This is a genomic window from Burkholderia sp. MSMB2157WGS (assembly GCF_001532755.1).
Taxonomy (GTDB): domain Bacteria; phylum Pseudomonadota; class Gammaproteobacteria; order Burkholderiales; family Burkholderiaceae; genus Burkholderia.
The window spans coordinates 1-11,031 of the sequence record NZ_LPJG01000056.1; the positions used below are offsets into that span (position 1 = coordinate 1).

Annotated in this window: 8 protein-coding genes; 7 read left to right on the top strand and 1 reads right to left on the bottom strand. The window is 57.9% G+C overall.

Annotated features, from left to right (window positions below; genetic code table 11):
* Positions 1-777: 777 nt before the first annotated feature.
* The 3 genes from WT53_RS34285 to WT53_RS31485 all read left to right on the top strand — a co-directional run bounded on the left by WT53_RS34285 (position 778) and on the right by WT53_RS31485 (position 2,305).
* Positions 778-1,188: a hypothetical protein gene (locus WT53_RS34285; protein ID WP_230624910.1), complete on the top strand. Its 411-nt coding sequence runs from the start codon at positions 778-780 to the stop codon at positions 1,186-1,188.
* Between the two features lie 145 nt (positions 1,189-1,333).
* A complete protein-coding gene (locus WT53_RS31480) occupies positions 1,334-1,711 on the top strand; it encodes a DUF3592 domain-containing protein (protein WP_011661390.1) in 378 nt (125 codons plus the stop codon).
* 21 nt (positions 1,712-1,732) lie between these two features.
* Positions 1,733-2,305 carry a hypothetical protein gene (locus WT53_RS31485; protein WP_034206977.1) on the top strand — a complete coding sequence of 191 codons (573 nt, stop codon included), beginning with the start codon at positions 1,733-1,735 and terminating at the stop codon, positions 2,303-2,305.
* Here the strand turns inward: WT53_RS31485 and tssF are convergent, their stop codons facing one another.
* Positions 2,306-4,183 (bottom strand): type VI secretion system baseplate subunit TssF, encoded by a 1,878-nt coding sequence (gene tssF, locus WT53_RS31490; RefSeq protein ID WP_034206978.1) that lies wholly within the window; start codon positions 4,181-4,183, stop codon positions 2,306-2,308.
* A gap of 136 nt (positions 4,184-4,319) precedes the next feature.
* On the opposite strand from tssF, the gene WT53_RS31495 reads away from it, so the two are divergent.
* The 4 genes from WT53_RS31495 (at position 4,320) to WT53_RS31510 (ending at position 10,145) form a co-directional block, all read left to right on the top strand.
* On the top strand, positions 4,320-6,497 hold the full coding sequence (locus WT53_RS31495; RefSeq protein WP_052100329.1) for a type VI secretion system Vgr family protein: 2,178 nt from the start codon (positions 4,320-4,322) through the stop codon (positions 6,495-6,497).
* 81 nt (positions 6,498-6,578) lie between these two features.
* Entirely contained in the window at positions 6,579-7,691 is a 1,113-nt protein-coding gene (locus WT53_RS33230; RefSeq protein ID WP_052100270.1) for a DUF2169 domain-containing protein, read from the top strand.
* On the top strand, positions 7,684-9,504 hold the full coding sequence (locus tag WT53_RS33235; RefSeq protein ID WP_080747755.1) for a polymorphic toxin type 15 domain-containing protein: 1,821 nt from the start codon (positions 7,684-7,686) through the stop codon (positions 9,502-9,504). Before WT53_RS33230 ends, WT53_RS33235 begins: the two co-directional genes overlap by 8 nt.
* A complete protein-coding gene (locus WT53_RS31510; RefSeq protein WP_034206979.1) occupies positions 9,501-10,145 on the top strand; it encodes a GAD-like domain-containing protein in 645 nt (214 codons plus the stop codon). The genes WT53_RS33235 and WT53_RS31510 overlap by 4 nt, the downstream gene beginning before the upstream one ends.
* The last annotated feature ends 886 nt before the right edge of the window (positions 10,146-11,031 follow it).

Genomic DNA, 11,031 nt, shown 5'->3' on the forward strand with positions numbered 1-11,031 from the left:
TTCATGGCATGGCCTTCGTGTCCGCTTGGACACATCATGCCGAATTTCTCTACTTTTGCACCGGACTATTTCTTGGGTCAGGGTCATGCCCAGTATCGATTTCGCTGTCGAAAGGGGCATGAAGTGAGCCGTTCGGGCTCACATCTGTACTACCACCTGGTCGCGTGCCCCACTTGTCGGGATGAGGATGCCCTACGGCGCCTCGATAAGCTGGCGCGGGCGGTTGGAGGGCGCTGCATCTCCGACCGCTATACAGGTCGAGCGAAGCGCTATCAGTTTGTTTGTCGCGCCGGCCATGCGTTCGAGAAATCAGTTGATAGCCTCGAGAAAGGGTCGTGGTGCGTCGTTTGCGCACGCAACGAACATTCGAAGCGCATGACAGATCCCCACGGAATGAAGCGAATTCGCGCTGCTGCCCGCGCCCAAGGCGGTAAGTGCTTGACGCGAACATACACGAAGCTGGCGGACCGCTACCGTTTCCGTTGTGCGGCTGGACATGAATGGGAGACCGTCGGTCTTGAAGTCGTCCGCGGCGCTTGGTGCCGGACCTGTTCGAACCAGAAGAAGGTGCAACGATATCGGCTTCACGATGGGTTGGCTCGGCTACAGCGGTGCGCCGAGGAGCGAGGTGGCGTCTGCCTCTCTACGGTCTACGAGGGCAGCAAAGCCCACTATCGTTTTCGATGTGAAGCGGGCCACGAGTTCGAGACGTTGGGCGCCCGGATTTTTCGTGGATCGTGGTGTACCGAGTGCCAGCATGAAGCGAAGAGATACGGCATGAGTTTCATGCATAAGCTGGCCGAGGCGCACGGCGGGCGCTGCCTTTCGGGCATCTATCGCAACGCGGCGACGCGACTCGAATGGGAGTGCGCGCGAGGTCATCGTTGGTGGGCCTTTCCCGGAGCGATCGTCCGCGGTCATTGGTGCTCCGCGTGCGCGCACGACGCCGGCAAGCTCGGCATGGATCTGATGCGGGCGATCGCGAAGGAGCGAGGCGGGGAGTGCGTCTCGAAAACCTACGTAAACAGTTCAACCCGGTTGGAGTGGGAATGCGCGCGCGGCCACCGCTGGTTCGCCACGCCGAACACGATCCGTCGCGGGCATTGGTGCGCGCGCTGCTATTTCATCAGCATTACGACGACCGAGGAAACGCGCCGAAAGCGGCGACATGAAGCCGGCAGAAAGTGAAGTTTGACCTGCCGGCGCGGTCGTCCCGCAAATTCATTCGGGCCTCACACGATGTCCGGACAGTCAGTGCCAATGCGCTAAAATCCCGCTCGGACACGCAGACAGGATGCAGCCGCGTGTCGAACGACAAAAATCGAGAGGGCTCATGTCTAAGGCTATTGCAGGCATTGCGATCGGGGTCGTTTTTCTCGTGATCGCGGCTTTCATCGGGTGGTCCACGCGAGGATTTTTGCAGACTGCGATCGCCGTTCCGGGCGAGGTGGTCAGCCTAAATGCCGGCGGGAGCCACCCACAAATCGAGTTCGTGACAAAAACGGGCGAGCGCGTGTCGTATCCGCAAGGCGGGATGATCTACGGCACCAAGGTCGGCGACAAGGTCACCGTCCTTTACCAGCCCGAGGCGCCGGCCCGCACCGCGACGATCGACCGGTTTGGCGCCGTGTGGAACTGGACATTGATGGCGACGATATTCGGTCTTGGATTCATCCTCTTCGCGGCGATGAATCTGGCACCAAAAAAATAACAGCATCTGAGAGGATCGGCCGTGTCAATTCTGAGACCAAGCAACTGGAGCTACAAGACGGGTGCGACAGGCGGCGTCAGCATCGAGTTCGTCGTTGCGTCGGGCGGCACGATCGTTCTGGCCGACCCCGCTGGAACGGAAACCGATTTCTACTACGGCGGCGTAGGCGTCGGTATCGGTTTCGGCCTGCGTGTTCCGAAGATCAAACTTCCGCGGTTTTCCTTGCCGGAGCTCAAGATTCCCAAGATCGCCGGCCGCGAGGTCGGAGGCGCAGGGTCTGCCAAGTCATTCGACAGCGCGGGACTCATCTATATGGCGCCCGCGTTCGGTGGCACCGAGCTGACCAAGAGCGACTTCCAAGGGGCTACGGTCTACCTCGACGGTGGTGTGGGCATCGGCTATGGCAAGGCTGGTTCGGCAATGATCCTCGGAATCAATTCCGCGCAGCTTGCCCTCGGGTTGTCGAACCCTGCGATGACGTGGCTCGCCGAGATAGCGATTGCGCATGCGCCTGCGATCTTGCTGATGGGTGGCACGACGGTTGGCTTGCAAGCAGGTGCCGGCGCCGGGATCTTGGTCGGCTATCTGCACTGACTAAATGACCGGCCGGGTTCCGGATCGGGCCGGGCAGCGATGCAATTCCTGCCCGGTTTGAGACGACCGGATGATGAGCTGTACGTAGCTGTTCGTCGGTGCATACGGCGCAAAAAATCGATCGAGCGTTCGAGCGAGCAGATGCAATGTGACGTCGCGCAACGCGCTCTCCTCGAGCGATACCACGATTTCGATACCGCGCACGAACGACGGAAACTGGCCGTCGAGCGACATCCACTTCATTGCGGGTTGGTAATCCAGTCCGACGATCGCGTCGATGCTGCGTTGAGCGACGATGTTCGTGCTCGGCGCGTGCAAGCGCAAGAAGTCCTTGAACGCCTTCAGCCCGGTCTGGGTGAGATCGAAAGGGTGCAACGACAGACCCGCCACCACGCGCCACAACGCACTGTGTCCGCGCGAATGCGAGCTTGGCAGGGTCGGCTGCGTCAGCAACCGGATCGGGCACGCCAGCGCTGCACCTTCATGAACCAGGTCGCTATCAGGCGCGCCGATCGGCAGCCGCGAAGGGAGTTCACCGTTAGTGGCGGTGACGTCGACGTCGATTTGGGGATGCCTCACCTGGGCGGCGGCCCCGTCCAGTCCGATGAGCGATAGGAGAATAGGTCCACGCGCATTTCCCGCCGCGGCATACGGATCGCGAAACGCCGTCCAATAAGCGACGGCAGGATCGGGTTGCCGGCCATGGCTCAACGCGCGGTAGGGCAGTACGGCCGTTCGTGGCGCAGCGCTGAGCGACGAAGCCCCTTTTTCGTGTTCGGACTGCGTCCGATCGCCCAGATGAACGGCGTCGATCGAGTACACGTCGAGCGGCGTGCCGGTCTCGAGGGGCTCGGGCGTCACGGGGTAGGCCCGATCGGTGGACGTAAGTTGGATCGGCGTCGCGTCTCGCTTGAACAGATTGACGACAGGCGTGCAAAACAGTTTGAACGATGCGGCGTCGAGGTTGCTCAGCGCCTGGGCGGCAGGCGATTCCGCTGATGCGTCGCGAATGGCCAGATGCAACGTTAGGTGTCGTGCTTGCGGCGCCCGCGCCGCGCGTCGGATTCGCCCGAGGTCGATGTCGACGAAATCGAATTTCTCGGGGAAAGCGAAGGACTCAATCAGCGTGTCGAATGCATCCGACGTGTTGAACGATTCTTTCGGGAGCAGCCTCTCATGCTCGCCAAAGCCGACTGATTCGATCGGGGCTTTTGATAATGCCGTCCAGCGACCGCCATGATCGACCTCGACATATGCGCTGGTCGTGCGGAGCAGCAGCGCGTCGGCGAGCGCGGCGACACGGGCGCGACTACCTGCCAGATGAAGGCGAACCTTGCCCGACGGTATCGCTTCATTGAAGGTCTCGGTGGGCGTTGCGCTCGCGAATGTAATCGAGAGGATTGCAGAGACATTGGCCGGTAGCCGGACCGCCGCAGGGACCATCGTCGCTGGACCAAAGCGGGCCGAGTGGACGCGAAGCGGCGAGAGCGTCACGTCGTAGACCGTTTGAAATCGGCAGGCAGCCGAATTGGCATCAAGCACAGTGCCACGCTGCATCGTGAAGGGCACCGTCAGCTGACCGAATAAATTAGCTGGATCAAATTGCGCAATCGCGCAGGCCGGCACGGTGCGCAAGTACTGCGGGTACAACATTTCGAGTAAGGACTCGGTGAACTCGGGGTAGGCGTCCTCCAGCTTCGCGTCGATACGGGCGGCCAGGAGCCCGAACGTCTGGATCATTCTGTCGACATGCAGGTCGCCCTGGCCGTTGGCGATGCCGAGTCGAGCGCCAATCTTCGGATAACGCCGGGCAAATTCCGCGACGCCGCGCAAGAGTAGACCGACTTCGTATTCGTAGTGGGGCAGCAGGTTATCCATTCACCTTCCGTACGACTCAGTCCCCATATTCTAGGTACAAGAAGAAACGCAAAACTTGATCCTCCCGGGGGCAGGCAGTTTAAAATCCCACGACGAATAATATCCTGCCGTTCCGATGCGGGGTTCCGAGGGCGCCATGCAACTGTCAGATATTCCAGGCTTTTTTGGGCTACAGAGCAACCGGCTGTTCACCATCCAGACGCCAATGAAAGGGCGGTCTGATCTGGTGCTCGTCGATTTTCAGGGAACCGAGGGGTTATCTCAAAATTTCGAGTTCCACGTTCGGCTTGCGTCCCAGGATCCGAATATCGAACTGAAAAAGCTGATCGGCCAACCTGTGACGATAACGTTACAGCTGACCGATGCGTTGGCGAGTTCGGAAGAGCGGTACTTCCACGGGTACGTGGCTAACTTCTCGCACCTCGATCATGACGGCAGCTTCACGGTCTACAGTGCGACCATCGTCCCTTGGCTCTGGATGCTTTCGCGCAGCCGCGATATCCGGATATTTCAGGAAGAGAATACCGAAGCAATTCTTTCGAAAGTCTTTCGCGAATACGGGAAAATTGCGTCGTTCGAATTCCGCCTGTCGAAGGCGACGAAGAACCGCAGCTACTGCACGCAGTATCGAGAGACCGACCTTGAATTCGTCGAGCGCCTGATGCAGGAAGACGGGTTGTTTTTCTACTTCGAGCATGGGAAGGACGATCACAAGCTCATCGTCACGGATAACTCGGTTGCCGCAAAGCCGATCGGCGGCCGCAGTCCAGTGCTGCAGTACACGAAGGGCGAGGCCCTCGACAATCTGGCAGTGGTCACCACATTTCAGGCGAGCCGGCAGCTCGAGTCCACGCATGTCGGACTGAAGACCTTCGATTACAAGGTGCCGCACGCGCGCAGGTATGTGTCGGGGGGCACGGAAGTCGACCAGGGAGACGTGCCGTCGTACGAAGTCTACGACTACCTGGGCGAGCACGGCTTTCCCGACAGCGATCGCGGCGAAGCGTTGACGCGTTTCAGGACGCAAGCGCTAGCCGCGCATAGCAAGATTTTCATCGGTACGAGCACGAGCCGGCGGTTGTCGCCTTGCCTGTATTTCGAGCTCGACGACCACTACGACCACGGCGGCACCCAGCCGGAAGATCGCCAGTTCCTGCTGACCACTGTGACGCATAGCGGTACGAATAATTACCAGGCCGGGGAGGGTACCGCGACCTATCAGTGCAGTTTCACCTGCATTCGCAAGAAGATTCCCTATCGTCCGGCGTTCACGATCGAGCAGCCATCGATCATTGGGCCGCAAACTGCTGTCGTCGTCGGGCCCGAGGGCGAGGAAATCTACACGGACAGCCTGGGCCGTGTGAAGGTGCAGTTCCATTGGGATCGACTGGGCAAACGCGATCAAGGCAGCTCATGCTGGGTCCGCGTCGGGCAGCCATGGGCCGGTCGCGGATTTGGGATGATCCAGATCCCACGGATCGGAGACGAGGTGGTCGTAATTTTCCTCGATGGGAATCCCGACCGTCCCCTGATCATCTCAAGCGTTTACAACTCGGCAAACATGCCACCGTGGGGTTTGCCGGCGAACGCGACGCAGAGTGGGATTCTCACACGCTCGACCAAGACCGGAAACGTCAATACGGCCAACGCAATCCGCTTCGAGGACAAGAAGGGTGCCGAAGAGGTGTGGTTGCATGCCGAGAAGGATCAGCGTATCGAGGTCGAGCACGACGAGTCGCATTGGGTCGGGAACGATCGAAAGAAAAACATCGATCACGACGAGACCGTGCATGTTGGTCATGACCGAACCGAGACGGTCGACAACAACGAGACCATCACGATCGGCGTGGATCGTACTGAACGCGTAGGTAGCAACGAGACCCTGACGGTCGGAGGTAATCGAAATGAGACGATCGAAGGATTGCAGAATCTTCTGATCGCGCTTGCCTCAACCGAGACGATCGGGCTTGCCAAGGCACTCACAATCGGCGCCGGGTACAACATCGCTGTCGGTGGCGCAATGAATACGATGGTAGGGCTGGCGAAGGCCGAAGAAGTCGGATTGTCAAAAAATACGGTGGTCGGAAAGTCGTGGGAAGTGAAAGTCGGCAAGACGCTAACTATGCAGGCGGGGGACCGTATTGAACTAATTTGCGGCACCTCCAAGATTACTCTACTGCCTGACGCAGTCCATATTGAAGCGAAAGAAATTCACCTCCCGGCAGCAAACAAGATTCATGCGGACGCCCCTAACGACGTGTACCTCAACACCGGTACGGCCCAAAAAGCCCCTGAATCTAAAAAGGAAGACTAAGTATATTTCCGGGTTAAGAAGTATGGGTGTCGCGCAGCGTGGGCGTGCTTGAGAAATTGACTCTTTGCATGATGGGGCGCAATGGCTGTAATCACAAATGACAGTGGTTTACCGTACGCCTGGTTCGAGAAAACCGGAGAGGGTGGAGCAGCGTACGACGTGCTTGCCGTGCGCGGCACGTTTGATTTCTCACGGGATGGTAAGCCTATTACGTTGGCGACGGAGCAAAAACCGATCATCGATGGTGATGAATTTGACGGCGAAGTCGATAGCGCTCCGTTGAAAGCGGTGCTTAAGCGCGAGGGTGACCGGGTACTTTATAAGCCTGCCACCGATGTTTATCTGACGGGCACCGCTCGCAGCGCGCATGACGAAATGAGAGCAGAGTGGATGGCCGGATTGCAGGTGGGGTCGATGCAAAAGATCCTGCGGCTACATGGGCCTCGCCAGTTTGTTCGAGGACTGTTCGGTTGGCGTCTGACCAGGGCCACACCAACGAACGCTGTTCCTCTCGACTACCGATTGGCCTTTGGCGGCACGTATGCAAGTGAATCAGAAGAAGCCGCAGTGGAGTATGTCTACAAGCGCGACAACCCGGCGGGTTGCGGTTGGCTGCCAGACGACGAAGCGTTGAAAACGCTGTCGAAGGATGCACGTAGTCAGATTGCTGCCGAGATTGGCAAGCTCAAGTTGCTTGCCGCACCACAAATTGAGGACCCAATGCAGCCCGTCCGACACCCGTCGCAGCAATGTGCTGCTCAGGGCTTTGGCCCAGTTGCGCGTTGGTGCTCGCCGCGCATCGACTACGCTGGAACGTACGATGATCGTTGGCGCGCAGAGGTGTACCCAAACGTTCCCAATGATTTCAATCCCCGCTTTTACCAGAGTGCACCGCCTGATTTGATCTACCCGGGCTATCTGGTCGGTGACGAGATAATCATCATGGCGGGGCTTCTGCCGGAAGGGCGCGTGACCATGCGCCTGCCAAGGCTACGCGTCATGATGGCGATGACGACTTGGGACGGTGGAGGGCGGGTCGGTGCGCTCAACCTGGATACCGTTGCTATTGATCTCGATGAACGACAAGTCTCGCTGGTATGGAGGGAACGATTCGATCGGACCGATCCCGTCAATTTTCTGAGATTGGGCGTGACAGCGTTCGTGAATCCGATGCCGGAGCACGCACATGGCTGATCAGACCTCATCGAGCGCCGGCGATCCAATGGGCGGAGCTCAAGCGAATTCCTCTACCGTCAACAGCACATCGCGACACATCGCCAACGAAGATCGCTGGAAGGCTTTCACCACTTCGCCCGATTTTTGCAAGGTCGGAAATAGCGTTGTTCCCTTCGACAGCTATGCGATCATCAATAACAAGCAGACCGCCTCACCTAACGTCTTTGCAGCTGGAAAGCCGGTCTACCGGGTCGGCGATTTGCATCATGGCGTCTTGGGAGACGCGGGACAGCACGTTGTCTCCGGTACTTCGCTCGGCGGTGGCTACGTCAAGATTCTGTCCGGTCAAAGCAATGTGATCGTCAACGGTCAGAAGGTGGCGAGGGATGGCAGTGCTTGCAAGATTAACTGCGACGCGTCGGGTAACGGTGGTGCCCCCGGAAAAATCACCACTGAGACGATTCCGGTTCAGTCGACGACCTGTCAACCAAACGCTGCACTCCAAGCGCTGATAGCTGAAGCGAACGATAAACGAACGTGGTGGCAAAAGACTAAGGACGCGACCTCATCGGCGGTAGATACATTCAATCGTCTAGACGCCGCATCCGGCAAGGATCCCGCGGGGTTTGTAAAGGGCATCGGGAAGGGGATTGTCAATTTTCCTGGGGATGTGTGGAACCTATTGGTCTCTGCAAGCAAGTACGCTGGCGATGAGACCGGCAATGTGACGCCTATCGCAATTCAAGCAGATGAAATGAATCGCGCTGCAATGACTGCTTACCAGGCCGGCGATGTTTGCAGGGCGAACAAGCTGGCGAGTGATGCAGACAAGATGATGCAGTTTGGTCATGTAGGCGATGTAGCGCCAGCCACGACTGATGCCGAGAAGGCGGGTGTCCTAGCTACCGCAATTATTCCCTTCGGTGGTGAAGTTAAAGGAGTGGCGACCGTAGCGAAGGTCGGGCGAGGGGTTGAGGTTGTAAATGAAGGTGCGAAGATAGCGGACGCAGGCAAGTTTGCCGGAACCGCAAAGCTCGCTCCAGTCGTCGAGTCGGAAGCAGGGCAAACTGCGAAGGCGTTGGGGTCCGACGTTGCTGGCGGGCCAAAGGCGGGGTCCCCGCATCCGCCCACAGCTGAGACGCCTACGGTACCGAAAGGCGAAACGCCGCACACGCCGGAGGGGGAGTTACCGAGGAAGCCCGGCGAGGACGTACCAAGGAAGGCGGAAGAAGACGCCGGTGTGCATGTCAAACCGAAAGAGCGGTTGCCCGAGAAGAAGGTACCTTGTTTCCATCCCTATGACAAACGCGGTTTTAAAAAGCTATCGGCAGCTGAACAACGCCAGTATCTGCGAGAATACGCTAAGCAGCTGCGAGGTCAGCAGGACGCGATCAATAGCTTGACGGCCAACGAGTTCCAGGCCGCTCGAGACGCATATAAGGCGGTCGGCCGAAACCCATTGGCCGACGCGATGCAGGAGGCAACGCGGAGTGAATTTGTTGATCACGTTCGAGGCAGCATATACGATTCATTGAGAAGCTCGGGCATGGGCGCAAAGGAAGCCATGAGTGCCGCGACCGAGCGAGCGAATACGGTTGCAAGCAAGCTTGCAGCGCTGCATGAGCCAGATATGGTTGCGGGCGGCTGGGCGAACCCGGATCCGACCCGCATGGGAAGCACCAGTGTCAACTCTTCGATCGGTGGGAGTTGGAATCAGGGCGATCGCCTCTCGACGATAGAGGGAGGTGCTAAGGACGCCATTTCGAGCGGCAAGGGAGATGCCTTGATGAACGTCAAGCTAGAACCTTGTCGCGGAAAGGGAATGAGATGAGAGATGAAGATTTTGAGTTGTTTATCGAGAATTTTGGGGAGGCGACGAGCCGCGTCGAGGTGCCTCAAGCCAGCTTCGAAAAATTCGACAAGAAGCTGCCTACTCAGCTTCTGAAATACTGGTCCGAAGAAGGGTGGGCGACCTACGCGGACGGCTTGTTTTCGATCGTGAATCCCGACGAGTACGAAGACGTTCTGGATATGTGGCTTGAGGACACGATCTTCGAAGAGGTCGATAGCTACCACGTCATCGCGCGAACCGCGTTCGGAAAGTTGTATGCGTGGGGCGAGAAGACCGGGCCGAGCTTGACGGTGTCATGCCCGACGCATTCGCTTATCGCATTGGAGAAGGACTTAAAAGGCCCGCTGAAAAATCCAGACTTTCGTGTACAGACTTTCTTCGGTGCCAAGACGCCAAGCGAATGTGACCTTAAGGACGACGCGAAGCAGCCGCTATTCAAGCGCGCTGTAGGCAACCTTGGACCGCTTGAACCGGACGAGATGTATGGCTTTGAGCCTGCCCTTATTGTCGGCGGTCAAATGAATCTCGACCATCTGAAGAAGGTCAAACTGGATGTTCACTTGACGATCCTGCGGCAACTTGCGCCGCCGAAGATTCCGTTCCTTAATGCTCCAATTTGAACGGGCGCGTCCATTACGGATACCGAACGCGCTGCAGAGGAATGTCGTCGGGATGAGCGGCATTGACGTTGAAGTTCGCTTCTATGAAGTCGGCGACACCCGGTAGTCGAACGGCTGAGGACACGAGACAGATGATTGTCGAACCGCCTTTCGGTAAGAACGGTCACGGCACGTTCACTGTCAACGAGGCTATCCCCATCTGGCTGCCACATTTCGAGCAATTTGTCGGGCCGCTTATATCTGCGAAGTAGTTGTGCAATTTTGCCGTAAGTGAGCCGGGCAGAATCGACTATTCGACATGCGTGTAGATCGCAATCAATTGCACGTGGGGCAACGAACTAACGCCGTCGGGTTCGTTGCCAATTTGGTGCGCTCCCGCGACTGGCAGGTCGCAGGGAGGACGCATATCGGTGTTCTGATGTCGTCCGTACTCGCGGCAAGGTTGCGACTCACCCTCGAGGGTATGGGGCGACCAGAATTCGGCGAGCCTGTGGACGGCGCGGCGGCGGATGCTTCCAACGGAGCGATTTCGTTCGGAATGTTGAATGCTGCATAATTTCAGATCTCGTCTGAAACGAGTAATCGCGGAGCGTCCGAACCTCGACCACAAGCACCGGCTGACCAAGAATACCGCTCGCTTCATTGTCCGGTTATTCTGAATCGAACAATGCGTCTACGTCGAGATTACGCGCGAATAGTCAAAAAAAATGAGACGGCGAATCTGCGAATAACATCCCGCATATCCGCCGAAAACGGTAGATTACGACGGCTGCTTCCCGGCTCGGCAGTTGTCGACCCATTGACCCTGACCCAAGAAATAGTCCGGTGCAAAAGTAGAGAAATTCGGCATGATGTGTCCAAGCGGACACGAAGGCCATGCCATGAA

What these genes read in the sequence shown, in the direction of transcription:
- WT53_RS34285 (WP_230624910.1), top strand. Translation starts at nt 778, where the DNA reads ATGAGTTTCATGCATAAGCTGGCCGAGGCGCACGGCGGGCGCTGCCTT.
- WT53_RS31480 (WP_011661390.1), top strand. Translation starts at nt 1,334, where the DNA reads ATGTCTAAGGCTATTGCAGGCATTGCGATCGGGGTCGTTTTTCTCGTG.
- tssF (WP_034206978.1), bottom strand. Translation starts at nt 4,183, where the DNA reads ATGGATAACCTGCTGCCCCACTACGAATACGAAGTCGGTCTACTCTTG.
- WT53_RS31495 (WP_052100329.1), top strand. Translation starts at nt 4,320, where the DNA reads ATGCAACTGTCAGATATTCCAGGCTTTTTTGGGCTACAGAGCAACCGG.
- WT53_RS33230 (WP_052100270.1), top strand. Translation starts at nt 6,579, where the DNA reads ATGGCTGTAATCACAAATGACAGTGGTTTACCGTACGCCTGGTTCGAG.
- WT53_RS33235 (WP_080747755.1), top strand. Translation starts at nt 7,684, where the DNA reads ATGGCTGATCAGACCTCATCGAGCGCCGGCGATCCAATGGGCGGAGCT.
- WT53_RS31510 (WP_034206979.1), top strand. Translation starts at nt 9,501, where the DNA reads ATGAGAGATGAAGATTTTGAGTTGTTTATCGAGAATTTTGGGGAGGCG.